General features: G+C 66.7%; 21 protein-coding genes. 18 read left to right on the top strand and 3 right to left on the bottom strand.

Features of this window, described 5'->3' with window-relative positions; translation table 11 throughout:
• Positions 1 to 351 precede the first annotated feature (351 nt).
• Positions 352 to 1,764, bottom strand: a complete 1,413-nt coding sequence (locus FHW85_RS17605; RefSeq protein WP_167255146.1) for an FAD-dependent oxidoreductase — start codon at positions 1,762 to 1,764, stop codon at positions 352 to 354.
• Between the two features lie 169 nt (positions 1,765 to 1,933).
• A complete protein-coding gene (gltB, locus tag FHW85_RS17600; RefSeq protein WP_168649119.1) occupies positions 1,934 to 6,379 on the bottom strand; it encodes a glutamate synthase large subunit in 4,446 nt (1,481 codons plus the stop codon).
• A gap of 396 nt (positions 6,380 to 6,775) precedes the next feature.
• Here gltB and FHW85_RS17595 point away from each other — a divergent pair, with 396 nt between their 5' ends.
• The 3 genes from FHW85_RS17595 (at position 6,776) to FHW85_RS17585 (ending at position 11,849) form a co-directional block, all read left to right on the top strand.
• The gene (locus FHW85_RS17595) at positions 6,776 to 9,061 is read left to right on the top strand and encodes a TonB-dependent receptor (protein WP_168649118.1); all 2,286 of its coding nucleotides are present in this window, start codon (positions 6,776 to 6,778) and stop codon (positions 9,059 to 9,061) included.
• A gap of 14 nt (positions 9,062 to 9,075) precedes the next feature.
• Positions 9,076 to 9,801 (top strand): phosphatase PAP2 family protein, encoded by a 726-nt coding sequence (locus FHW85_RS17590; RefSeq protein ID WP_168649117.1) that lies wholly within the window; start codon positions 9,076 to 9,078, stop codon positions 9,799 to 9,801.
• A 65-nt stretch (positions 9,802 to 9,866) separates the two neighbouring features.
• The gene (locus tag FHW85_RS17585; protein ID WP_167255137.1) at positions 9,867 to 11,849 is read left to right on the top strand and encodes a UvrD-helicase domain-containing protein; all 1,983 of its coding nucleotides are present in this window, start codon (positions 9,867 to 9,869) and stop codon (positions 11,847 to 11,849) included.
• 235 nt (positions 11,850 to 12,084) lie between these two features.
• Here the strand turns inward: FHW85_RS17585 and FHW85_RS17580 are convergent, their stop codons facing one another.
• On the bottom strand, positions 12,085 to 12,777 hold the full coding sequence (locus FHW85_RS17580; protein ID WP_168649116.1) for an XRE family transcriptional regulator: 693 nt from the start codon (positions 12,775 to 12,777) through the stop codon (positions 12,085 to 12,087).
• 136 nt (positions 12,778 to 12,913) lie between these two features.
• Between FHW85_RS17580 and FHW85_RS17575 the strand changes: the two genes are divergently transcribed.
• The 15 genes from FHW85_RS17575 (at position 12,914) to FHW85_RS17505 (ending at position 24,619) form a co-directional block, all read left to right on the top strand.
• A complete protein-coding gene (locus FHW85_RS17575; RefSeq protein WP_168649115.1) occupies positions 12,914 to 13,600 on the top strand; it encodes a zinc finger-like domain-containing protein in 687 nt (228 codons plus the stop codon).
• A gap of 297 nt (positions 13,601 to 13,897) precedes the next feature.
• Entirely contained in the window at positions 13,898 to 14,248 is a 351-nt protein-coding gene (locus FHW85_RS17570) for a putative holin (RefSeq protein ID WP_167255131.1), read from the top strand.
• Positions 14,241 to 14,522: a phage holin family protein gene (locus FHW85_RS17565; RefSeq protein ID WP_167255129.1), complete on the top strand. Its 282-nt coding sequence runs from the start codon at positions 14,241 to 14,243 to the stop codon at positions 14,520 to 14,522. The genes FHW85_RS17570 and FHW85_RS17565 overlap by 8 nt, the downstream gene beginning before the upstream one ends.
• A complete protein-coding gene (locus tag FHW85_RS17560; RefSeq protein WP_243868059.1) occupies positions 14,519 to 14,992 on the top strand; it encodes a lysozyme in 474 nt (157 codons plus the stop codon). Before FHW85_RS17565 ends, FHW85_RS17560 begins: the two co-directional genes overlap by 4 nt.
• Before the next feature lie 118 nt (positions 14,993 to 15,110).
• Positions 15,111 to 15,521, top strand: a complete 411-nt coding sequence (locus FHW85_RS17555) for a phage tail terminator-like protein (RefSeq protein WP_167255127.1) — start codon at positions 15,111 to 15,113, stop codon at positions 15,519 to 15,521.
• A gap of 92 nt (positions 15,522 to 15,613) precedes the next feature.
• The gene (locus FHW85_RS17550; protein ID WP_168649114.1) at positions 15,614 to 16,522 is read left to right on the top strand and encodes a phage tail tube protein; all 909 of its coding nucleotides are present in this window, start codon (positions 15,614 to 15,616) and stop codon (positions 16,520 to 16,522) included.
• The gene (locus tag FHW85_RS17545; RefSeq protein WP_168649113.1) at positions 16,519 to 16,911 is read left to right on the top strand and encodes a hypothetical protein; all 393 of its coding nucleotides are present in this window, start codon (positions 16,519 to 16,521) and stop codon (positions 16,909 to 16,911) included. Before FHW85_RS17550 ends, FHW85_RS17545 begins: the two co-directional genes overlap by 4 nt.
• A gap of 68 nt (positions 16,912 to 16,979) precedes the next feature.
• Positions 16,980 to 17,192: a hypothetical protein gene (locus tag FHW85_RS17540; RefSeq protein ID WP_167255121.1), complete on the top strand. Its 213-nt coding sequence runs from the start codon at positions 16,980 to 16,982 to the stop codon at positions 17,190 to 17,192.
• Positions 17,185 to 18,450, top strand: coding sequence for a phage tail tape measure protein (locus tag FHW85_RS17535; RefSeq protein WP_168649112.1), 1,266 nt, complete (start codon positions 17,185 to 17,187; stop codon positions 18,448 to 18,450). Before FHW85_RS17540 ends, FHW85_RS17535 begins: the two co-directional genes overlap by 8 nt.
• Entirely contained in the window at positions 18,443 to 18,778 is a 336-nt protein-coding gene (locus FHW85_RS17530; protein ID WP_168649111.1) for a phage tail protein, read from the top strand. Before FHW85_RS17535 ends, FHW85_RS17530 begins: the two co-directional genes overlap by 8 nt.
• Positions 18,775 to 19,485, top strand: a complete 711-nt coding sequence (locus FHW85_RS17525) for a phage minor tail protein L (RefSeq protein WP_167255115.1) — start codon at positions 18,775 to 18,777, stop codon at positions 19,483 to 19,485. The genes FHW85_RS17530 and FHW85_RS17525 overlap by 4 nt, the downstream gene beginning before the upstream one ends.
• Positions 19,482 to 20,222 (top strand): C40 family peptidase, encoded by a 741-nt coding sequence (locus FHW85_RS17520; protein ID WP_168649110.1) that lies wholly within the window; start codon positions 19,482 to 19,484, stop codon positions 20,220 to 20,222. Before FHW85_RS17525 ends, FHW85_RS17520 begins: the two co-directional genes overlap by 4 nt.
• A gap of 65 nt (positions 20,223 to 20,287) precedes the next feature.
• The gene (locus FHW85_RS17515) at positions 20,288 to 20,710 is read left to right on the top strand and encodes a hypothetical protein (protein ID WP_168649109.1); all 423 of its coding nucleotides are present in this window, start codon (positions 20,288 to 20,290) and stop codon (positions 20,708 to 20,710) included.
• Positions 20,711 to 20,777: 67 nt separating this feature from the next.
• On the top strand, positions 20,778 to 21,449 hold the full coding sequence (locus FHW85_RS17510) for a tail assembly protein (RefSeq protein ID WP_210427853.1): 672 nt from the start codon (positions 20,778 to 20,780) through the stop codon (positions 21,447 to 21,449).
• A 2-nt stretch (positions 21,450 to 21,451) separates the two neighbouring features.
• Complete coding sequence (locus tag FHW85_RS17505) at positions 21,452 to 24,619, top strand: host specificity protein J (RefSeq protein WP_168649108.1); 3,168 nt, start codon at positions 21,452 to 21,454, stop codon at positions 24,617 to 24,619.
• The last annotated feature ends 1,032 nt before the right edge of the window (positions 24,620 to 25,651 follow it).

The raw sequence follows: 25,651 nt of genomic DNA, 5'->3' as shown, positions 1-25,651 counted from the left end.
GCGCCAGAGAGCCCATCAGCCGGGTGGGGGAACGCGCCGCGTCGGGCGCATGCTTAATGGGCTCGAAAGAGAGTCAAGCACTTTAAGGTTGGCTTCACAAGTCCATTACAACGCAAACTAAGTATTTGATGGCGCAATATTTTGCGTGCAATGTAGTTTGCATAAGGCGTGCCTGAAAGAGCCCGACATAATCAGGACATATTGGGCGGAAGCGGATTTATCCATTAATCCGCTTATTTGGAACGTTCCAAGCCGGTCGGGTAATCCGGAAATTCCCGAATAATCATTCGGCAAGAAAAAAAAACGCCGCCCTTCCGGGCGGCGCAGGTTTTTTCCGATGCCGGGACCGGCTCAGGCCAGCAAAGCCTGCGCGATCGACCCGCCCGCTTCGCGTCCGTCATACACCGCGCGCACCACCAGGTCCGCGCCGCGCACGTTGTCGCCGCCGGCGAAGATGCGCGGATGGCTGGTCTGGTGCGGCAGCTGGCCGGCGGCGCCGGTGACGATGCGGCCGGAGCGGTCCAGCGCCACGCCGTGCGAGCGCAGCCAGTCCGGCGGGCTGGGCAGGAAGCCGAAGGACTGGATCACCACGTCGGCGCGAAGCTCGGCCTCGGTGCCGGGCACGTTCTGCGGACGTGCGCGGCCGTGGCCGTCCTTGACCAGGGTGGTGTCGATCACGCGTACCGCGCGCACCTTGCCCTCGGCGTCGCCCAGGATCTGCAGCGGCTGGCGCTGGAACAGGAATTCCACGCCTTCCTCGCGGCTGTACTTCACCTCGCGCGCGGAGCCGGGCATGTTCGCTTCGTCGCGGCGGTAGACGCAGGTGACCGAAGCGGCGCCCAGCCGGATCGCGGTGCGGTTGCAGTCCATGCCGGTGTCGCCGCCGCCCAGTACCACCACGTGCTTGCCGCGGAAGTCGAAGGCGTGCGGCGCCGGTTCGTCGCGCAGCAGGCGCTCGGTGTTGGCGATCAGGAACGGCAGCGCGTCGTGCACGCCGTGCAGTTCGCGGCCCGGCAGTTCCGCATCCACGTAGGTGTAGGCGCCGGTGCCGACGAAGACGGCGTCGTAATCGTCCAGCAGCTGGCCGAATTCCACGTCGCGGCCCACTTCGCGGCCAAGCAGGAAACGCACGCCCATGCCTTCGAGCACGTCGCGGCGCGTGCGCACCACGCCCTTGTCCAGCTTGAACGGCGGGATGCCGAAGGTGAGCAGGCCGCCGATCTCGTTCTGGCTGTCGTACACGTCGGCGGCGATGCCGGCGCGGCGCAGGCGGTCGGCGCAGGCCAGGCCGGCCGGGCCGGCGCCGACGATGGCCACGCGCTTGCCGGTTTCGCGCACGCGCGAGAGATCCGGCCGCCAGCCCTGGCGCAGCGCCTCGTCGGTGACCCAGCGCTCGATGCTGCCGATGGTGACCGCGCCGAAATCGGTCTGCTCCAGCGTGCAGGAGCCTTCGCACAGGCGGTCCTGCGGGCAGACGCGGCCGCAGATTTCCGGCAGCGGATTGGTTTCGTGCATCAGCGTGGCCGCTTCGAGGATGCGGCCGTCCTGCACCAGCTTCAGCCAGTTCGGAATGTAGTTGTGCACCGGGCAGGCGTGTTCGCAGTACGGATTACCGCAGTCGATGCAGCGCTCGGCCTGGCCGGCCGCCTGCGGCGCCGCGAAGTCGCCGGCGATCTCGCCGTAGCCGAGCACGCGGATGGCGACCGGCACGGTGCGCGGCGTCTGGCGTTCGACGTGGAGGAATTGGAATGACTTATCTGGCATGGGAGCTGGGAGTCGGGAATAGAGAATAGGGAATAGGTGCACTAGGAAAGCGTGAGGGGATTCGGCGGTTTTCGCTCGATGGGACGAAGCGAGGCGCCCATGGCTACCGCGACCTCATGCCTATTCCCTGTTCCCCATTCCCTGTTCCCTTGCGCTGACGGCAGCCCCATCACGCCGCACTCCTCAATTCTTCCGCCAGCGCATCCAGGCTCGCGGCCTTCGGCTTCACCAGCCAGAACTTGTACTGCAGGCCGCGGAAGTCGCGCAGGATCTGCCGGCCCCAGTCGCTGCCGGTCAGCTCCACATGGCGCGACACCAGGCCGCGCAGGTGCTGCATGTAGTGCTCCATGCCTTCCGGCGAGATGCGCAGGATGTCGACCAGCTCGTGGTTGTAGCAATCCACGAAGTCGCGCTCCAGGTCGAGCACGTAGGCGAAGCCGCCGGTCATGCCCGCGCCGAAGTTCAGGCCCACCTTGCCCAGCACCGCCACCACGCCGCCGGTCATGTATTCGCAGCAGTGGTCGCCGGCGCCCTCCACCACCGCCAACGCGCCGGAGTTGCGCACGGCGAAGCGCTCGCCCGCGCGCCCGGCGGCATACAGCTCGCCGTCGGTAGCGCCGTACAGGCAGGTGTTGCCGATGATCGCGGCGTCCTGGCTGGCGAACGGCGAGTCCAGCGGCGGACGTACCACGATGCGGCCGCCGGCCATGCCCTTGCCCACGCCGTCGTTCGCTTCGCCGACCAGGTCGATATGCACGCCGCCGGCATTCCACGCGCCAAGACTTTGCCCGGCCGCGCCTTCCAGGCGCAGCACGATCGGCTGGTGGTCCATGCCGTGGTCGCCCCAGCGGCGCGCCACCTCGCCGGACAGCCGCGCGCCGATGGCGCGGTCGGTGTTGGCGATGGCATAGCGGAATTCGCCGCCGCTGCCATTGGCCACCGCTTCGCGCGTGTCGTGCCCGATGCGCGTGGCCAGCGCCGCGTCGTCGCGCATCGGATTACGCGGCAGGGTGCAGGCGAAGTCGACGTCCGCGCCCAGCGTCTCGCCCTGGATCAGCGGGCGCAGGTCCAGCTTGTGCTGCACCGGCGTGGCGCCTTCCAGCTGCTGCAGCAGGTCGCTGCGGCCGATGATCTCGGACAGGCTGCGCGCGCCCAGCCGCGCCAGATGTTCGCGCACGTCTTCGGCCACGAAGCGGAAGTAGTGCATGACCATTTCCGGCAGGCCGATGAAGTGTTCCTTGCGCAGCACCGCGTGCTGGGTGGCGACGCCGGTGGCGCAGTTGTTCAGATGGCAGATGCGCAGGTACTTGCAGCCCAGCGCCACCATCGGGCCGGTGCCGAAGCCGAAGCTTTCCGCGCCCAGCAGCGCGGCCTTCACCACGTCCAGGCCGGTCTTCAGGCCGCCGTCGGTCTGCAGCCGCACGCGGCCGCGCAGGTCGTTGCGGCGCAGGGTCTGCTGCGTCTCGGCCAGGCCCAGCTCCCACGGCGTGCCGGCGTACTTGATCGAGGTGAGCGGGCTGGCGCCGGTGCCGCCGTCGTGGCCGCTGACGGTGATCAGGTCCGCGCCGGCCTTCACCACGCCCGCGGCGACGGTGCCGACACCGGCATGGCTGACCAGCTTCACCGAGACCAGGGCGCCGGGATTGACCTCCTTGAGGTCGTGGATCAGTTCGGCCAGGTCTTCGATCGAATAGATGTCGTGATGCGGCGGCGGCGAGATCAGGCCGATGCCCGGCTTGGCGTAGCGCAGCCGCGCGATGGTGGCGTCCACCTTGTGGCCCGGCAGCTGGCCGCCCTCGCCCGGCTTGGCGCCCTGGGCGATCTTGATCTGCAGCACTTCGGCGTTGACCAGGTAGGCCGGCGTGACGCCGAAGCGCCCCGAGGCGACCTGCTTGATCTTGGACATCTTCTCGGTGCCGTAGCGCGCCGGATCTTCGCCGCCCTCACCGGAGTTGCTGCGCGCGCCGAGCCGGTTCATGCCGATCGCCAGCGCCTCGTGCGCTTCCGGCGACAGCGCGCCCAGCGACATGCCGGCCGAGTCGAAGCGCGACAGGATGCTCTGCACCGATTCCACTTCGTCCAGCGGCACCGCCTCGCCCAGCGGCTGCGGGCTGAGCAGGTCGCGCAGCGCCGACGGCGGGCGGCGGTCGACGAAATCCGCATAGGCGCGGTAGTCGGACGCATCGCCGGAGCGCACCGCCTTCTGCAGGCTGGCGATCACGTCCGGGTTGTACATGTGGTATTCGCCGCCATGCACGTACTTGTACAAGCCGCCGGCGCGCAGCGACTGCGCTTCGTTCCAGGCTTCGGCGGCGAGCAGGCGCTGGTCCTGCTCAAGCTCGGCGAAACCGGCGCCGCCGATACGCGAAGGCGTGCCGGGGAAGCACAGCGCCACCACTTCCGGCGCCAGGCCGACGATCTCGAACAGCTGCGCGCCGCGATAGCCGGCGACGGTGGAGATGCCCATCTTGGAGAGGATCTTGAGCAGGCCCTTGCGGATGCCGCGGCGATAGCTGCGGCCCACTTCCATGCGGTCGCTGGCGATATGCCCTTCGCGGCCCAGCTCGAACAGGCTCTGGTAGGCCAGCCACGGATAGATGGCAGTGGCGCCGTAGCCGATCAGGCAGGCGAACTGGTGCGGATCGCGCGGCGCGGCGGTCTCCACGATGATGTTGCATTGACATCGCAGGCCTTCGTCGATCAGGTGCGCATGCACCGCGCCGGTGGCCAGCAGGGAGTGGATCGGCAGCAGGCCGCGCTCCGGGTAGCGGTCGCTGAGGAAGACCAGCGCGCCGCCCGCGCGCACCGTCTGCGCCACTTCGCGGCAGAGCCGGCGCAGCGCGTTCTCCAGGCCTTCTTCCGGCGCGTACATCAGGTCGAAGCGCGGCGTGCCGCCGAACTGCGGCAGGGCCAGCAGCTGGCGCAGCTTGCGCTGGGAGAGGATCGGCGAGTTGATCAGGATCTGCTTCGCGTTCTCCGGCTGCAGCTCGAACGGATTGCCCTCCGGACCGATCTGCGTCACCAGCGACATCACCAGCTTTTCGCGCAATGGATCGATCGGCGGATTGGTCACCTGCGCGAACGCCTGCCGGAAGCGGTCGAACAGCGGGCGCACCTGGCGCGACATCGCCGCGATCGGGGTGTCGTCGCCCATCGAGCCGGTGGCTTCCATTTCCAGCTCGGCCAGCGCCTTGAGCACCGACTCGCGCTCTTCGCGCGACAGCCCGTAGAGCTTCTGGTAGCAGCGCAGCTGCTCGGCCGGCAGCGGTTCGGCGGCCAGCGAGGGGTCGATCAGGTCGGATTCGAGATAGCTGACGCCCGCGCGCAGCCAGTCGCGGTACGGCGCGCGGCGGCGGTTGATGTCGTCGATGTCGGCGTTGCGCAGCAGGCGCCGGTTGGCGAAGTCGACGGCGATCATCTCGCCGGGGGCGAGGCGGCCCTTGGCGACCACGCGCGCGGAGGGCACGTCCCACAGGCCGGCTTCGGAGGCGACGATCAGGTGGTTGTCGTCCGACAATGCCCAGCGCGCCGGGCGCAGGCCGTTGCGGTCCAGCGTGCAGGCGGCGTAGTGGCCGTCGCACATCACCAGGCCGGCGGGGCCGTCCCAGGGTTCGCTGTGCAGGGCGTAGTACTCGTAGAAGGCGGCGAGGTCCTCGTCGATGCCTTCGCGCGCGGCAAAAGCCGGCGGCACCAGCACGCGCATCGCGGCGATCAGCTCCAGGCCGCCGGTGGTGAGCACTTCCAGCGCGTTGTCGAGGCTTTCGGAATCGGAACCGGTCTGGCGCACCAGCGGCCCGAGGTCGCCCAGCTCCACCAGCGGCGAGCGCAGGATCGATTCGCGCGCCTGCATCCAGCGCCGGTTGGCGCGGATGGTGTTGATCTCGCCGTTGTGCGCCAGCAGGCGGAACGGCTGGGCCAACCTCCACTGCGGCGTGGTGTTGGTGGAAAAGCGCTGGTGGAACACCACCGCGTCGGAGACCAGGGCGGCGTGGCCCAGGTCCGGATAGACCTCGCGCAGGCGCCCCGGCGCGGCCATCGCCTTGTAGCCGATGACCTGGGCGGACAGGCTCACCACATAGAAATGCGCATCCTGCGCCAGCGCGGTTTCGGCGCGGCGGCGGGCGCGGAACAGGGCGCGCTCGAAGGCGTCGTCGTCCTGGCCCTGCGCCTCCACGAAGATCTGCCGCACGCGCGGCCGCGCGGCGGCGGCAAGCGGGCCGCAGGCGTCGGGATTGACCGCCACCTCGCGCCAGCCGGCCACGCGCAGGTTTTCCTCGCGCACGAAGGCTTCCAGGGTGGCGCAGGCTTCGTCGCCCTCGCCGGCCGGATCAAGAAACACCAGCCCCGCCGCGAAACGCTCGCCCACCGACAAGCCCGCTTCTTTCGCCAGCGCCGCCAGCCAGGCCTGCGGTTTGTGCACCAGCACGCCGCAGCCGTCGCCGCTGATACCGTCGGCGTTGACGCCGCCGCGGTGCGAAAGTTTGGCCAGCGCGTCGAAGGCGGTATCGACCACCCATGCGCTGGCGCGGCCGTCGATCTGGGCGACCAGACCGAAACCGCAGCTGTCGTGTTCGAACGCGGCGTCGTACAGCGCCGGTGCACCTGCCTGGACCATCTTGCCTCCCCGGCCGACGGATGTGAGGGACACACACTCTCAGCGGTGCGTGACGCACCACTGCCCGCGCGTGGGTGTTGAATCGACTAAAGCATAGTTGGTGCGCCGCGTCAAAGCGATTCGGACGGCCAAATGACGGGCAACTTTCGGATATGTTTTAGATCTGACCATACCAGTCCTGGCGAACCGACCTGGACCCGGCCGCGAAAAACCCCCGCCATCTAAGCTCCAGCTAAGGCTGATCTGGCATCGCGCGCGCGTCGCGGCGAGCTTCGTTTAGGCGTCCAAACGGCCATACCAGTTTCTTTGTGCAAGTCACACCAGCGCAACGGAATCGTCAAATATCCCGCCCACGATGCGCCGCTTTAACTCCTTCCCAACACAGCGGCGCCTCGCATGCCCATTCCGAACCGCAAGTTCTTCGTCCGCGCTGCCCGCGCGGACCTCCCCGCGCTGAGCGCCCTGGTGGCCGGTATCCGCCGGCATGTGCTGCCGGCGCCGTGGTGGCTGCTGGCGGCCGGTTTCTGCGTGGCCGGCACGGCCGCGGCGACGGATACGCCGACCGAGAACCTCGCGCGCCCGGCCGCCCAGCCGGCGGCCAGGCAGCTGGAAGAGGTGGAAGTCCGCGCCAATACCGCCAGCTCGGCCCTGGTGCAGGCGCCGACCCAGGCCGAGCTCGACATCACCCAGCCGCAGTCGGTGATCGGGCTGGACTACATCGCCAACCACGTGGCGCCCACCGCCGACTACGCCACCATCGCGGCGATCGCGCCGGGCGTGTCCACCATCGGCGTCAGCGGCCCGGGGCTGGGCGAAGCCAAGCAGATGACCATCCGCGGCTTCAACGACAACCAGTACAACGTCACCTACGACGGCATCCCGTTCGGCGACACCAACGACTTCAGCCACCACACCAGCAGCTATTTCCCCGCCAAGATGATCGGCCAGGTCACCGTCGACCGCGGCCCCGGCGGCGCCAGCCAGATCGGCCAGGCCACCTTCGGCGGCACGGTGGCGCTGCGCTCGAAGGATGCGCGCGACGAGTTCTCGTTCATCCCCACCCTGAGCTACGGCAGCTACGACACCACGCTCACCCACCTGGAACTCAACAGCGGCCGCCTGGACAGCCTGGGCGGCGCCAAGCTGATCGCCAGCGCGCAGTACAACGACACCGACACCGCCCGCACCCACTCGCCGATGAGCCGCAAGACCGGCTACATCAAATACGTGCAGCCGCTGGGCGAGGCGACCGAGCTGACCTTCCTCAGCAACTACAACTACATCCGCTTCAACAACCCGGACAAGACCGACCTCACCCAGCAGCAGATCGACACGCTGGGCCGCGACTTCGGCCTCAACACCAACCGCGCCAGCACCGACTGCTATTGCTACAACTACCAGACCAAGCAGACCGACCTGGAATACCTGGGCCTGAGCAGCGCGCTCAACGACACCTGGCGCCTGGACGACAAGCTCTACACCTACGCCTACGACAACAACAGCCACGAAAGCCCGTACGTCGGCACGGCGGCGTCGAAGACCAACATGGGCGGCTACAACAAGATCAACAACTACCGCGCCTGGGGCAACACGCTCGAGGCCACGCACACTGACGACCACGGCCAGCTCAAGCTGGGCGGCTGGTACGAATACATCGACAACACCCGCTACAGCGTGGCGCTGGACTACGGCCTGGGCGGCATCCACGACGTCAAGAAGGGCAAGCCGGACAGCAGCGCCTACAAGTACACGATGGTCGATCGCCTGCGCACCACCCAGCTGTATGCCGAATACGCATGGCGCGTGACCGACGCCTTCACCCTCACGCCCGGCGTGAAGTACGACCGCGCCACGCGCTATATCGACGCGCCGATCAACCAGACCACCAAGCTGCCGCTGAACTACCAGCAGACCTGGGACAAGACGCTGGGCTCGCTCACCGCCAATTACCTGCTGAGCAGCGAGTGGAGCGTGTACGCGCAGGCGGCGCAGGGCTTCCTGTCGCCCAACCTCAACCAGTTCTACGTGCCGAACCCGCGCGAAAGCCGCACCAGGCCGCAGGAAACGATGAACTACCAGGCCGGCACGGTGTACAAGACCGACCGCTTCAACGCCGATGCGGACGTGTTCTATATCGACTACCAGAACTTCCCGCTGATCGGCACCGACCCGGTCACCCACGACCCGATCTACGCGCTGGCCAAGGGCGCCACCATGAAAGGCGCGGAAGCGGAAGCGACGTATTACGTCGGCGAAGGCATCAGCCTCTATGCCAACGGCTCGGTGATCGACCCGACGTTCAAGCGCTCCAACCTGCGCATGCCCACCGTGCCGTCCGGCACCGCGGCGCTGGGTTTCCTGTACGACAACGGCGGCTTCACCGGTTCGCTCACCGGCAAGTTCGTCGGCGGGCAGCGCGTGTACAACAGCGACCTCAATCCCGACGTCGCCGCCTCCGCCACCGCCAGCGGCCACAGCAGCGGCTGGTGGACCACGGCGCTCAGCCTCGGCTACGGCCAGAACCTCGCCGGCTCGGTGATCAAGAGCTACAAGATCCGCCTGCAGGTGGACAACTTGTTCGACCAGCACAAGCAGGTGATCGACGCGATCAAGGGCACCACGCCTTACTACCTGGTGCTGCCGGGCCGCAGCTGGTTCGCCTCCGTGTCGCTTGCCCTGTGATCCGGGAGATATCGATGATCCTCGCCCACTCCGTTCACCGCGCGCTGCTGTGCGGCTTGCTGCTGCTTGCCGGCGCCGCTCACGCCGACGGCGCCACGCGCTACCTCGACGACGCACGGCTGCACCAGCTGCAGTCGGTGCTCGCGCCGCCTTCGGTGCCGGGTTCGCCGGAAGACCAGGCCGACCGCGCCGTCACCGACCAGGCCTACGCTCATCGCAGCGATGCCGATAACGCACTCTCGCACCAGGAAGAAAGCTTCGACGTGTTCGCCTTCGCCCGCGTGCTCGGTCCTGGCTTCGATGCCGCCAGGCTGCCGCGCACCGCGGCGCTGTTCGCCGAAGTGCAGAAGGAAACCGGCAAGGCGGTGAAGGAGGCCAAGAACCATTGGGAGCGCGAGCGCCCGTGTCCGCTGGACAGCTGCCGCAAGGATCCGGAAGGCGACGAAAAGGATCTGAAGAAGAAGAGCTATGGCTATCCCAGCGGCCACAGCACGCGCGCCACGGTGTTTGCCATCCTGCTGGCCCAGGCGCTGCCGGGCCGCGCCGATGCGGTCGCCGGCTATGCGCGCGACGTGGGCTGGCGCCGGGTGGTGCGCGGCGTGCATACGCCGCAGGACATTTATGCGGGGCGGGTGTTCGGGCAGGCGCTGGCGGCGGCATTTCTGGCCAATCCGGCGCTACGGCACGACCTGGACGCCGCTGCGAAGGAACTGGCTGCGGCAGGATTCACTGCTCCCTGAGACGGGGGCGGGAGGGCGGTCCGGTTTGGTACTATCCCGGACCGCCTTCCGCCTGCCGCCCGTCCATGCTCAACCCGCAACAATTGGCCGCAGTCGAGCACTGCGACAGCCCCCTGCTCGTGCTGGCCGGCGCCGGTTCCGGCAAGACCAGCGTGATCACGCAGAAGATTGCCTACCTGATCCAGCGCCGCCGGCTGGCGCCGTCGAAGATCGCCGCGATCACCTTCACCAACAAGGCGGCGAAGGAAATGCGCGAGCGCGTGGCCAAGCTGATCAGCAGCGAGGACGCCGCCGCGCTCACCGTGTGCACCTTTCACGCGCTGGGCCTGAAGTTCCTGCAGATCGAGCATGCGCGCGCCGGTTTGCGCAAAGGCTTCTCGGTGCTGGACGCCGACGACAGCGAAGTGATCATCAAGGAACTGGCACCCAAGGGCGCCAAGCCGGACGTGCTGTTCGGCATCCGCAACCTGGTCAGCCGCGCCAAGAACGCCGGCCTGTCGCCGGAAGAAGCCACCGCCGCCGCGCGCAGCCCGCGCGAGCTGGACGCGGCGATGATCTATACGCTCTACCAGTCGCGCCTGGCCGCGTTCAACGCAGTGGACTTCGACGACCTGATCCGCCTGCCGCTGCGCATCCTGGAAAGCGACGAGGAGTGCCGCAACGCCTGGCGCGAGCGCCTGCGCTACCTGCTGGTGGACGAATACCAGGACACCAACGACGCGCAGTACCGCCTGCTCAAGGCCCTGGCCGGCGAGCGCGGCGGCTTTACCTGCGTGGGCGACGACGACCAGTCCATCTATGCCTGGCGCGGCGCCAATCCTGAAAACATCGACCAGCTCAGCAAGGACTGGCCGTCCCTGCGCGTGATCAAGCTGGAACAGAACTACCGCTGCGGCCGCCGCATCCTGCGCGCGGCCAACAAGCTGATCGCCAACAATCCGCATCTGCACGAAAAGAAGCTGTGGAGCGAGCATCCGGAAGGCGCGCAGATCCGCGTGCTGGAGTGCAAGGACAACGAGCACGAGGCCGAGCGCATCGCCGCCATGGCCGTGACGCTGGCGGAGAAGCACAAGGCGCGCTGGCATGAGATGGCCATTCTCTACCGCGGCAATTTCCAGGCCCGTCCGCTGGAAAAAGCGCTGCGCCTGGCGCGCGTGCCGTATCACCTGACCGGCGCGCTGAGCTTCCTCGACCGCGCCGAGGTGAAGGACCTGCTGTGCTATCTGCGCCTGCTGACCAACCCCAGCGACGACGCGGCTTTCCTGCGCGTGGTGAACGTGCCCAAGCGCGAGATCGGCGCCACCACGCTGGAGAAGCTCGGCCAGATCGCGCAGACGCGCAACGCCTCGCTGCTCGACGCGGCGCGCAGCGATGGCGTGCTGCGCCAGCTTTCGCCGCGCCCTGCCGCCGCGCTGGCCGGCTTCACCCAGCTGATGGACGAATTGCGCAGCGCCTCGGTGCATTCGAGCGCGGCGGATCTGGTGGAAACGGTGCTCAAACGCACCGGCTATGCCAGCGAGATCGCCGCCAGCACCACCGACACCGCCTTGCGCGAACGCCGGCTGGGCAATCTGCGCGAGCTGGCGGACTGGTTCCGCGCGATGCAGCGCAATGACAGCACCACGGGCGACCTGGCGGCGCAGTTGGCATTGCTGAGCCATGCCGATCGCGACGAACCCGGCAATGCGCTGCGCATGATGACGCTGCATGCGGCGAAGGGATTGGAATTTCGCTTCGTGTTTATCGTCGGCTGCGAGGAGGGCACGCTGCCGCATGACGGTGCGATGGACGAGGGGCGTGTCGATGAAGAGCGCCGCCTGATGTACGTGGGTATCACGCGTGCCAAGGAAATGCTGACCTTGTCGTGGTCGTCCAAGACCAAGCGCTACGGCGAGGTGCACAGCAACCAGCCGAGCCGGTTCCTGCATGAGCTGCCGCAGGACGATCTGCATTGGCAGGGGAAGGATCCGGAGGCGGACAAGGAAGTGGTGCGCGAGACTGCCGAGTCGCATATGGCGAAGATCAAGGCGATGCTGGCGGGGAATTGAAGAGCGGGCGGGTGAGGCGACGCTCGGCTTCTCGCTCCGGCCGGCCCCTCACCCCAGCCCTCTCCCCGGAGGGGAGAGGGGGCACGATGAGGTGATCGGGATGCGTAGCCTCCAAGTTGGAACTCTTCTCCCCTCCGGGGAGCACGCGGGGAGCGCACAGGGATGTGCGCTGCTTTGAGGAGCGAGGAAGATGCCGGCAGGCAGATGAGGGGCCACTCTTGCGACGCCCCATCGCTCAATGCCGCCGGCGACGCCGGCGGTGTTCCATCATGGTGCCGATGATGCTGCCGGGATTCGCCGCATTGACCACCACGGTCGGGTAGTCCGCATTGAGCGGCACCAGTTCGAAGATCTCGTGCCCTTCCGCATCGCGGCCGCGGCTGCGGTACTTCTTGAAGGTGGCGCTGCCGTCGCTTTCGATGCGCGCCACCACGAAGTCGCCCGGCAGGGGCTTTACCGCCGGGTCGATGATGACGATGTCGCCGGGGTGGAATTCCTCCAGCATCGACTCGCCGGTGATTTCCAGCGCAAAGGCCAGCCGGCCCAGGTCCTGCGCCAGCTCCGCGTCCACGCTCACGCTCTGCTCGGCGTAGCCGCGCGGATAGGGATCGGCTGCCTCGCGGCCGTGGCCGGCCTGCACCATCGAGATCACCGGCAGCTGGCGCACGTCCGGCTGGGCGGCGCGCAGGCCGCTGGGCACCTCGCCGCGGCTGTCGTCTTCCTTGCCGGTGCGCAGGTAGCGCACCGAGACACCCATGATGCCGGCGGCCATCTCAAGCGCCGCGACGCGGATGTTGTCTGCTTCGATCACACCCGCCTCCCACTGGCTGATGGCCGACCCGGAATACCCGATGCGGCGGCCCAGCGCGCGCTGGGAGATGCCCGCGTGCTCGCGGGCGGCTTTGAAGCGTTCGGCGAAGTTACTCATGCGTTAAGTCTACTTGGCGTTCTGCTAAGTGTAATTGACAAAATGTGCCAAGTAAACTTATCATTGTCCTACGGGAATCGTCCGCTCCGGACGCCTCGCCCGACGCTCCATCCATCGCCGAACAGGGAGGAATTCGATGAACGTACGCAAGCTCCTGGCCCGCCTCAATCCTTCGATCGCACGCTTCGAAGTGCACCACGGCGGCCAGTCCGAACTCACTCCCCAGGACATCGCCGGCGCCTTGGGCATGATCGAGGACCGCCTCGCCCGCGAAGTGCTGTGCACCGTGTGGTGGCCCGATGGCGCCCAGCTGCAGCGCGCCGAGCTGGACCGCATCGTGCGCGAGGCGCAGCTGCGCGAATGGATGCGCCTGCGCCGCGAGCTGGAAGCCGCGAAGCTCGCGCTGCACGTGGCCGAGGACGATATCGACGGCACCCACGGCACCCGCAACGCTCAGCGCGCCGCCTTGCAGCGCGCCACCGAAACCCTGGACGAAGTGAAGGCGCGCCAGTGGCCCGCGGTCGGTCCGATCTACCGCGCCGTGCGCAACGCGGTGCTGACCGAACTGGCCACGCCGCAACTGTGCACGCATTGCGAGGGACGCGGCGAAGTGTTCGCGCAGGACCGGCTGGTGGCCTGCCCGCAGTGCGAAGGGCACGGCCGCACGCCGGTGAGCGACCGCAAGCGCGCGGCGATGATCGAGCGCGACGAAGCGGGTTATCGTCGCGTGTGGCGTCCGGTGTACGAGTGGACGCTGGCTTTGTGCGCAGGCGCGGAAACACGCGGCGCTCGTGCGCTGGAACATGCACTGGCACCTGCATGATCGCGTGCAGATGCGGAATCGACGCTTCCGCACTTCCCAAGGAAAATGCATAGCGTGGGATGTTTCGGCGAACGACGCATCGCATCGGATCTTTGCATCAAGGCCGCTCACCGAGCGGCCTTTTTCTTTTCATGGTTCGCCGCTGCGGAATCGACGCTTCCGCACTTTCCGACGAAAATACGCAGCATGGGCCATCGAGCGAACGGCGCACACGCCGCGCCCCTCACGCGTAGACACGCAACGCCCTCCCCTCCCCAGGCCGCCATGCGCGGCCTTTTGCTTTTATGGAGATCACTCATGACCGAACCCGCCATGGCGATGGCGGCGGCCGCCAGCCTGGGCCTCGCCGCAGCGCTGCCTGGCGTGGACGGCAACGCGCTGATCGGCGCGTTCGCCGGCGCCACGCTGTTTGTCGTCTCGTCTAAGGAGCTGCCGATCTGGCGGCGCCTTGCCTATCTCGGCGTGTCGATCGCGCTGGGTTACCTGGCCGCGCCGGAGGTGATGCGCTGGCTGCCGTTGCAGGCGTCGGGTGTCGCTGCGTTTCTCGGTGCGGCGCTCGGCGTCACCGTCACGCTGGGCCTGCTCGAGCGCGGCCGCACCTTCGACCTCGACGCCTGGCTGCGCAGCCGGGGAGGCCCGCATGCGTGACCCCGTCGAACTGCTCACCCTGTTCGCCTGCAGCTCGATCTGCCTGCGGCTGATCACCTACCGGCGCGCGCCGGATGCACGCTACCGCCCCTGGGTCTCGGCCTGCGCCTGGCTGCTGATCGTGTGCAGCGGCGGCCAGGCCATCCATATCGCGCTGGGCCACGCGGCGCCGGGCGAGACCACGCCGTGGCAGCTCGGCATCCTGCTGGTGCTGGCCGCGCTGCTGCACGTGGCGCGCGGCAATCTGGCGCGCGTGCTGAGGCTGGACGCATGAACGCCATGGGCATGCACACCAGCGCGCTCGGCGTGGCGCTGATCAAGCAGTTCGAAGGCTTGCGCACCTGCGCTTATCTCGATGCCGCGGGCATCTGGACCATCGGCTACGGCCACACCGGCGATGACGTGCGCTCCGGTTTTCGCATCGATGCCGCGCAGGCGGATGCGCTGCTGCGCAAGGACCTGGGCACGGCGGAAGAAGCCGTGCGCGCCTGGGTCACGCAGCCGCTCGCCCAGCCTTCGTTCGATGCGCTGGTGAGCTTCGTGTTCAACGTCGGCGCCACCGCGTTCGCCGGTTCCACCCTGCTGCGCAAGCTCAACGAGGGCGACATGGAAGGCGCCGCCGCCGAGTTCGAACGCTGGCGCTACGCCGGCGGCCGCGTGCTGCCGGGGCTGCTGCGCCGGCGCATCGCCGAGCGCACGCTGTTCCTGTCGCCGCATCCGGCCGGCGTCGCGCTGCGGAAGTGACGCTTCCGCGCTTTCACCCCTAATCTGGCTACAACGCGACATCGCATCCAACGCAGCGCCACGCATCCGAACCCGCCCATCAAGGCGGGTTTTTCTTTTTCCGCCACGGGAACCCGCCATGAGTTTCACCAACATCAATGCCGCGCTCGTCGCCGGCTACCAGGCCGCCGCGCTCAACCTGCCCACCGCCTACGAAGGCACCGACTTCGCGCCGACCACCGGCCAGCCCTGGGCCGCCTTATCCGTGCTGCCGCTGCCGGTTGTCGGCGGCAGCCTGGGCGCGGCCGGCAACGACCGCCACACCGGCACCTTCCAGATCGACCTCAACGACGCGCCGGGCGGCGGCATCGCCCGCCTGCTGTCGCTGGCCGACACCCTGCGCGGCTATTTCAAGGCCGGCCGCCAGCTCGACGGCAACGGCCTGCCGGTGCTGGTCAACAGCACCAGCCGCAGCGTGGTCACCAGCAAGGACGGCTGGCTGCGCATGTCGGTGATCGTCGCCTGGTCCGCCTGGACCGACCACGGCTGAGCCGTGACCTCTCCGCTTGTTCGACCCGGGCCTTCTCAGCCCAACCCGTGCGGCCGCCTGCCGCGCGTTTCTTTCCATCAAGGAGCATCCGCATGACCATCGCCACCGGCAGCCGCCACAGCCTCGCCTACATCGCCGAGGCCACCTACGGCGCCACGCCCGCCACGCCGGCGTTCCGCCAGCTGCGCCACAAGAGCACCACGCTCGCCCTCACCAAGAACACCTTGCAGTCCGAAGAACTGCGCGGCGACCGCCAGATCGCCGACCTCCGCCACGGCACCGTCCAGGTGGGCGGCGACATGCAGGGCGAGCTGAGCTACGGCGCCTACGACGACCTGTTCGCCGCCGCGCTCGGCGGCAGCTGGAACGCCAACGTGCTCAACGCCGGCACCGCGCGCACCAGCTTCACCCTCGAGCGCCACTTCGCCGACATCGGCCAGTACCTGCGCTACACCGGCTGCGAGATCAACGGCCTGCATTTCGACGTGCAGCCGGGCGCGATCGCCAACGTCACCTTCGACGTGATCGGCCAGGGCGAAGCCGTGGACGCCAGCGCCGTGGCCGGCGCCACCTACGTCAACGCCGCGGCCAACCGCCCGATGGATGCGCTCAGCGGCGCGATCAAGGAAGGCGGCACGGTGCTGGGCGTGGTGACGGAGCTGAAGCTGGACCTGGCCAACGGCATCGAGCCGCGCTTCGTGATCGGCAGCGCCAAGACCCTGCAGCCGAGCATCGGCCGCAGCAACCTCACCGGCACGCTCACCGCGTATTTCCTGGACGGTTCGCTGCTGTCGAAGTTCATCGGCGAGACCGAGAGCTCGCTGGAGCTGACCCTGTCCGACGGCACCAACAGCTATGTGCTGTACCTGCCGCGCATCAAGTACACCGGCGGCCAGGCCGACGTGGCCAACGATGGCCCGGTGACCCTGTCGCTGCCGATCCAGGCCCTGTACGACAGCGCGACCGGCACCCAGCTGCGCATCACCCGGAGCGGCGCATGAGCGGCATGGACGACTTCAGCATCCGCCAGCGCGCCAACGACGGCCGCCGGATCGCGCTGAGCCTGCCCGACGGTTCACCCACCGACCACTGGCTGCAGATCCGCAGCCGCTGGTCGGATGCGTTCCGCCAGGCGCGCGACGAAGCGATGCAGCAGGTGGCTCGCGTGGCGCAGGCCGGCGAGGCGGAGCTGGAAGCGGCGCTGGAGCAGAGCACGCTGGCGGTGCGTGCCGCGCTGGTCTCGGCGTGGAGCTTCGACGAGCCCTGCGTGGCGGCGAACGTGCAGGCCTTCCTGCGCGAAGCGCCGCAGATCGCCGAGCTGGTGGACCGCGCCGGCGCCGACGATCCGGCTTTTTTCGGCAACGCCTTCGCCAGCTCGCCGACTGGCTGAAGGCGCAGCAGCAGCTGGCCCGCCCCACCGGCGCGGGCGGCCAGCCGCTGCAGCGGCATCTCGAAGCGGTGCAACGCCAGCTCGGCCGCATGCCGGCGGAGCTGGCCGACCGCCCGGCATGCCCGGCGGAACTGGCCTATCTGGCCGAGTGGCTGGCGCAGTTGCCCACGCCGCTCACCCATACGGAACTCCATCATTGGACGCAGCTCACCGCCCGGCGACTCGATCGCTGGGAGGTGGAAGCACTGGTGATGCTCGACAGGATACGCAGCGATGGCTGATATCGACAGCAACAGCCTCAATAATTTCGTAACCGCCTTGAACAAGGCAAGCAAGTCGCTGGGCGACATGCAGAAGGCGATGGATGCGGCGACGAAGTCGACGCAGAGCGCCGGCAAGGCGGCGGATGGAGCCGCCAAGACCACGCAGGATGCGGCCAAGACCAGCACCAAGGCAGTCGCCCCCACCGCCAAGGTGATCGAAGACGCAACCAAGAAGATCAAGGACGACTTCTCCAAGGACGTACTCGCCGCATTGAATGCCGACGGCAAGGACGCGACCAAGGCACGCGTGAAGACGCGTGACGACCTATACAACAACCTCAAGCGCGGCCTCGCCGACACCACGACCAACGAGCTGGTCAAAGCCGCGGGCGCCGCCAATACGGATCGCCTATGGCCGAACGCCTATCTCGGCGCCTTTGTAGGCGGCTTCGTCAAGGAACCAACTGCCGCCGCGGCAGCAGTGGGCGCCGCCGGTAACGCAACCGCCGGCGCCGGAGCAAAAGCCGACGCGTCGGCCGGCACCGCTACGGCGACCAAGCAGGCAGATGCCGCCAAGAGCACGGACTTCCTTGTCGACCTGGCATCCCAAGCCGGCGAGAAGATCCGCGGCTCGCTCGGCGACATGCTGTTCAACGTGCTCGACGGCAACTTCAAGAAGGTCGGCAAGAGCTTCCGCGACATGCTGCGGCAGATGCTGGCCGACGCAGCAGCGTCCCAGATATCCAAACTCGCGGGAGCTGCGCTGGGCTGGGTGGGTAACGCGATCGGCGGTATGTTCGGCGGCGGCAGCTCGATGCTTCCGCAGTACAGCACCATGTTCGGCGGCAGCACCGGCGGCTACTCGGCGTCGATCTTCGGCGACTTTCCAGTAGCCGCGAACGGCATGGCCCTGCAAAGCGGCACGCAGCTGCGCGCCTTCGCCCGCGGCGGCATCGTCAACAGCCCCACGCTGTTCCCCATGGCCACCGGCACCGGCCTGATGGGCGAAGCCGGCCCGGAAGCGATCATGCCGCTTACCCGCGGCGCCGATGGCCGCCTCGGCGTGCGCAGCAGCCGCGATGGCGGCAGCGGCGTCAATAACAACATCAGCATCACCGTCAACGTCGGCGCCAACGGCAACGCGCAGAGCGATACGCAGGCGCAGAGCGACGACGCCGGCCGCCAGCTCGCATCGATGGTGGAAGGCAAGGTCAAGGAAGTCATGGCGCGCGAGCAGCGCCAGGGCGGCATTTTGTGGAGGATGCAGCATGCCTGAAGTATTCAGTTGGGTTCCGCAGGTGGAGCCGCAGGGCCAGACCACCTTCCGCGTGCGCAGCGCGCAGTTCGGCGACGGCTACACCCAGACCGTCACCGACGGCATCAACAACCGCGTGGACAGCTGGCCGCTCGCGTTCGACGGCGACGGCAGCTACATGGCGCCGATCAAGGACTTCCTCGATCGCCACGCCGGCGCCGCCTCGTTCCAGTGGACCCCGCCGCTGGGCGCGCCGTCGCTGTTCCGCTGCGCCGGCTACACCCTGGTGCCGCGCGCGGCCGGCAACTACACGTTGTCGGCCACCTTCCAGCAGGTGTTCGCGCCATGAGCGTCTACGCCGATATCCAGAAGCTGGAACCCGGCGCGGAGATCGAGCTGTTCGAGCTGGATGCGCGCTCGATCACCGGCGGCGGCACGGGCGACGTGCTGCGTTTCCACGGCTATACGCAGGTCGGTTCGATCTGGTGGCAGGGGCTGGAATACGCGCCCTGGCCGATCCAGGCCGAAGGCTTCGAGCTCAATCCCGACAAGCCGCCGATGCCGATGCTCAGCGTGGGCAATGTCGACGGCCGCATCACCGCGCTGTGCCTGGCCTACCAGGACCTGGTCGGCGCGCTGCTGGTGCGCCATCGCACCTTCGGCCGCTATCTCGATGCGCGCAACTTCGCCGACGGCAATGCCAGCGCCGATGCCACGCAGGAGTTTCCGCCGGACAAGTGGTTCCTGGAGCGCAAGGCCAGCGAGACCAGCACGCTGGTGCAGTTCGAACTCGCCAGCGCGCTGGACTTCGGCCAGCAGCAGCTGCCCGGGCGCACGATCATCGCCAACAGCTGCAGCTGGCTGCAGCGTGGCGGTTATCGCGGGCCGTATTGCGGCTACACCGGCGGGCCGGTGGCGAAGGCGGACGACACGCCGACCAGCGATCCGGCACAGGATGTGTGCGGTGGGCGGCTGTCGTCGTGCAAGCTGCGCTTCGGCCAGAACAACCCGATTCCGTTCGGCAGCTATCCAGCCGCCGGGTTGCTGCGCACATGAACCCGGCCACCCTGGATGCCTTCCGCGCCCACGCGACGGCCGACTATCCGCGCGAAGCCTGCGGGCTGGTGGTGGTGGCCAAGGGGCGCGAGCGCTATATCGCCTGCCGAAACCTCGCCACCACGCCGAGCGAGCATTTCGTGCTGGCCGCGGAGGACTATGCGGCGGCCGAGGAGCTGGGCGAGATCGTGGCCGTCATGCATTCGCATCCCGATGCGCCGGCGCGTGCGTCGGAGGGTGATCGGGTGGCGTGCGAGGCGTCCGGGTTGCCGTGGTGGATCGTGGCGGTTGTCGTCGGTGCCGATGGCAATCCGCAAGCGGGTGAGCTTTCGTGCATCGAACCCAGCGGTTATGAAGCGCCGCTGGTCGGAAGGCCGTTCCATCACGGCGTGCTGGATTGCTGGAGCTTGTGCCGCGATTGGTATGCGCGGGAAATGGGGCTGGTGCTGCCCGACCCGGTGCGACATGACAACTGGTGGGACGATGGTTGCTCCGATCTTTATACCGACAACCTCGCCGCCGCGGGTTTCGTACCGGTCGATGCCAAGGACATTGAGCGCGGCGATCTGGTGCTGATGCAGATCAGGAGCCGTAACCTGGTGCCGAACCATGCGGGCATATATCTAGGAGATGGCTTGTTGCTGCATCACATGCACGGACGGCTTTCCAGCCGCGATGTGTATGGCGGCTATTGGATAGAAAACACTCGGCTGATCGCTCGCCATACGGAACGCTGATACCCCTGCCGAAGTTTCTTGCGCTACCCTCTCGCCACCTAGAGGAGGAGAGCAGGATGCGCAGGATGTATTTGGTCGTTCCCATGGTCATGGCGCTCGCCGGTTGCGTGACCAAGCCGCCCAGGCCCGATCAGCTTCGAACGCCGACACCGGACCGGTTGCTGGCATTTCAGGATCCGTCCGACGGCGATGCCACGGTGATCGTTACCCGCGACGTGGGTTTCCAGGGCAGCGGCTGCTACGGCGCCGTCTTCGTCGACGGCAAGGTGGTGGCCAAGGTCGCCACCGGTGAACGCATCACGCTGCATATCCCGTCGGGCTACCACGTGCTCGGCACATGGAACACCGGCTCAGGCCTGTGCGGCTACCGCGAAGGCAAGGACCGCCGGGAAACCGCCGTCACGTTGAAGACAGGCGAAACGCGCCGGTTCCGCATCATTATCGACCCCAACGCAGGCCCCTCGCTCGCACCGACCACCATCGAGTGAGCCGCATCCATCGTCATCCACCCGAACCCCGCTACGGCGGGGTTTTTTTATGCCTGGGTTTCCATCTATGAAACAACCAAGAACCGTTCGCCTGTACGGACGCCTCGGCGCTCTGTTCGGGCGTCAATTCCAGCTCCATCTCGATTCCGACACCCCGGCCGAGGCAATCGCCGCGCTGTGTTCGCAGATCCGCGGATTCCGCGCCTACCTGGCGTCGGCGAAGGATCGCGGCACGGGTTTCGCCGTGTTTGTGGGCAAGCGCAACCTCAAGGAGGACGAGCTGTCCGCGCCGTCCGGCACAGATGACATCCGCATCGCGCCGATCCTGCTCGGCAGTAAGAGCGGCGGCCTGTTCAACATCATCGCAGGCGCGGTGCTGTTCGTGGTCGGCGGCTTTATCTCCGGATGGACCATGGGCGCGGGTGCCGGTATCGGCGGCTACATGATGGAGGCCGGCCTCGGAATGATGCTCGGCGGCGTCGTGCAGATGCTTTCGCCCCAGCCCAGGGGATTGAAAGCCGGAGATCGCCCCGACAACCAGCCCAGCTACGTCTTCAACGGCGCCGTCAACACGCAGGCCCAAGGCAACCCTGTCCCCGTGCTCTATGGCCGCATGGTCGTCGGCTCCGCCGTCGTCTCTGCCGGCATCCATGCCGAGGACTACGCACCGGCCACTGCAGGCGTTGGCGGCGGCGTAAATCTCAACGGCCGCGTGCTCAAGAACTTCTACGAGAGGTAGACATGACTTCCACCATTCAAGGCGCCAAGGGCGGCGGCAGCCAGCGCACGCCCGTCGAGTCGCCGGACAGCCTGCGCTCGATCGCCTACTTCCGCATCCTGGACCTGGTCAGCGAGGGCGAGATCGGCGGCCTGGTCAACGGGCTGCAATCGATCTACCTGGACGAGACGCCGCTGGCCAACGCGGACGGCTCGCTCAACTTCCAGAACGTGCACGTGGAAACGCGCACCGGCACGCAGGACCAGGAGGAGGTGCCTGGCTATCCGGCGGTGGAGAACGAGATCAATGTCGGCGTGGAGCTCAAGCAGAGCACGCCGTGGGTCCGTTCGCTGAGCAATACCTCGCTGTCGGCGGTGCGCGTGACCATCGGCGTGCCGGGCCTGTCCAAGGCCAATACGTCCAATGGCGATATCAACGGCTACTCGGTGCAGTACAAGATCGAGGTGCAGACCGACAGTGGCGCGTGGCAGCTGGCCTATACCGGCGCGATCACCGGCAAGACCACCAGCAAGTACCAGCGCAGCCACCGCATCGACCTGCCGGCGGCGCAGAGCGGGTGGAACGTGCGCGTCACGCGCATGACCGCCAATGCCAACAGCTCGTCGATCGCCGACATCACCACCATCGACAGCTATACCGAGGTGATCGACGCCAAGCTGCGCTATCCCAACAGCGCTCTGCTGGGCATTTCCGGCGACGCCGCGCAGTTCAGCAATATCCCCAGCCGTGCGTACGACCTGTGGGGCCGCATTATCCAGGTGCCGAGCAACTACGATCCGCTGGCGCGCACTTACAGCGGTGTATGGGACGGCAGCTTCAAGCCGGCGTGGACGGACAATCCGGCGTGGATCTACTACGACCTGTCGACGCACCCGCGCTACGGCCTGGGCCATCTGATCACCGCGGCCCAGGTGAACAAGTGGGAGCTGTACCGCATCGCGCAGTATTGCGACCAGCCGGTGAGCGACGGCAAGGGCGGCACCGAGCCGCGCTTTACCTGCAACGTGTTCCTGCAGACCGCCAGCGATGCGTACAAGCTGCTGAGCGACCTGGCCAGCGTTTTCCGCGGCATCTCGTTCTGGACGGGCGGCGCCATCACGGCTTCCGCCGATATGCCGGCGGACCCGGTGTATGCGTACAGCGCGGCCAACGTGATCGGCGGCCAGTTCACCTATGCGGCGAGCACGCGCAAGACGCGCTACACAACCGCGCTAGTGACCTGGAACGACCCCAGCGATTTCTATCGCGCCAAGGTCGAGTACGTGGAAGACCGCACGGGCCTGGCACGCTATGGCATCCAGCAGACCACGCTCACCGCGTTCGGCTGCACGTCGCAGGCGCAGGCTCAGCGCGCGGGCCAGTGGGTGCTGCTTACCTCGCGGTTGGAAACCGATACGGTGACGTTCAAGGTCGGCCTGGATGGCACCATCGCGGCGCCGGGGCAGATCGTCCGTATCACGGACCCCGCCCGTGCCGGCAAGCGCCAGGGCGGGCGTATCCATCAGGCCACGCGGACCGTGGTGACGGTGGACCAGGCGCCGGAGCAGGTGACGGTTGGCGATCGGCTGACGGTGATGTTGTCCACCGGCGTATCGGAGACGCAGGCCATTACGGCGATCGATGGTGTGCAGCTCACCGTGGCGGCTCCGGGCTTCTCGGTGCAACCGGAAGCGGAAGCCGTATGGGTGGTGGAGAGCGACACGCTCGCCGCGCAAACCTACCGCGTGCTGTCGGTGATCGAGGACAAGTCCTCCAGCGATATCAGCTACACCATCACCGCTTTGCAGCACGTGCCGGGCAAATTCGCGGCGATCGACAACGGCGCGATCATCCAGATCCCGCCGATCAGCGCGCTGCCCGCCTCGACGCAGGCGCCGCCGGCCAACGTGCAGCTCAATGGTCATGTGGTGATCACGCAGGGCATCGCCACGAACGTCGTGACGATTGCATGGGATACGGCGGCCGGCGCCACCAGCTACCAGGTGGAGTGGCGGCGCAACGATGGCGAGTGGGTGAGCGCGGGGCGCACGTCCGGCTTGTCCGTCGATGTGGAAGGAATCTACACCGGCACTTACATCGCGCGCGTCCGTGCAGTCAGCCCGGGTGGCGTGGTGTCGTTGCCGGCCTTGTCGGAAGCCACCGACGTGCTGGGCAAGACCGGTGCGCCGCCGGTGGTCGCCACGCTGAAAGCCACGTCGAAAGTGTGGGGCATCCATCTGGAATGGAGCTTCCCCGCCGGCACCGACGACACCCAGCGTACCGAGGTATGGCGCTCGAATACGCCGAATCTGCAGGACGCCACCAAGATGGCCGATCTGGCCTATCCGCAGAACTCGCTCGACATCGATGGCCTTGCCGCCGGCGTGTCGTTCTACTTCTGGGTGCGGCTGGTGGACAAGACCGGCAACATCGGTGCGTTCTATCCCAACGGCGCCGGCTTGCCGGCCCAGTCGAGCAGCAGCCAGGCCGATTATGAGCCGGTGATCGCCGGACTGATCGGACAGACGGAGCTGGGGCAGCAGATTCTCGAGGGCGTCGATCTCGCTACGTCGGACATGGCTGGCGACGCGGGGGAATGGGCTGGCGACAGCGGGCATTTCGCCGGCACCTGGACGCTGCTGGATGCCGTGCAGGACGGCGACCGGTCGATGGCCAAGCGGGTGGATCTGGTGCAGGCCACGGTGGACAACACCAGCGCCGCCGTACAGCAGACGTCGCAGGCGGTAGTCGATCTCAACGGGAAGGTCAGTGCCACGTGGACGGTGAAGTGCCAGGTCAGTTCCGATGGGCGCATCTATGGTGCGGGCATGGGCCTGGGTGTGGAGCAGCAGCCGGATGGATCGTATCAGTCGCAGGCGCTGTTTCAGGCGGATCGGTTTGCGGTGATCAATACCGCCAACAATAACGTTACTGCGCCGTTCGTTATCCAGAATGGGCAGACGTATATCCGGCAGGCGTTGATTGGGGATGGGTGGATCAACAACGCGATGATTGGGGATTACATCCAGTCGACGGATTACGTCGCGAATCAGCGGGGCTGGAAGATCAGCAAGAGTGGCAATAGCTTTGAGATGAATGGTAGTGGCGGTGGCCGCCTGCAGATAACCAATCAGCTCATCCAGGTATTTGATGCAGCCGGAACGTTGCGAGTACGACTGGGGATCTGGTGATGGCGAACGGCCTCCAAGTCTTTGATGCAGCCGGCGCCACGATGCTCGATTTGTCCTATACCTCCCCTAGGCTTCTTGGCACTGCAACACTCAATCGATCTCTGGGCTCGGTAGACCTTCCATTTCTGGACATGGGAACGCCTTTCATAATCGTACCCACGATCCCTCCAGTAGGAAGTACACCCTACGGACCTTACGCAACGAGCATTTCATGGAGCATTGCAGGAAAGACTCTTTCCTGGCGATTTGAAGGCCAATACATGCCAAACCAATCAGCCATCATCTGGTATGGAAATTACTAATGGACGCGAGATTCCAAGCAATAGCCGACAACGGTGCGCTACTCGTCGATTCAGAATGGCCAAGCATGGTTCTAGTCCAGAAAGGAACGATCTCCGTCGCTTCGAACACGTCGCCGGCCGGCATGTGGGGAAGCACATCCTGGAACAACCCAAGGCAGGGACAATCCATCGTTTTCCTACGGGGGAATGGTTTTGCGGCTGTCATAAATTGCACCTACGACGGCTTCAGCTGGTACCTCGCGAATGGAGTCACCTCATGCAGTTACTACGCGTTTGTTCCTGTGATACAGCCGCTGGGGAACATAGGTCTTCAGCTCTTCGATTCGCAAGGGGTGATTACCTACGATGCTACACAGCGACCTCTCAGGATCAGGCAAGTAATAACTGCGGGACAAGGCATCGGCTGGCCCGACTCGGGAGGCGTTGGATCTATTTACCCATTCGCTCTCGCCAACCCCGGGTCCGCAGCCATCGCCTTCTCGGACCCTGGCATGTACGGACAGTATCTCACGGGCACCCCAGTCGGATCGCCTATCTGGCGTGCGCCTGCCACAGTTTGCATGCGCATCAATGGGGGAAACGTAGAGATTGCAGCCTGTCAGAGCATCACAAACGCTAACCCCGGATCGGGAGTTTGGTACGCCCCCGATTCCGTAGACACCTGATAGTGTCTATTGAGGATCGGAGGATCTATGACCAGCAAACGTTTCACCGACGAGTTCAAGGCTGA

It is taken from the genome of Dyella sp. SG609 (assembly GCF_012275375.1).
GTDB lineage: Bacteria > Pseudomonadota > Gammaproteobacteria > Xanthomonadales > Rhodanobacteraceae > Dyella_D > Dyella_D marensis.
This window is presented reverse-complemented; position numbering and strand designations above follow the sequence as displayed.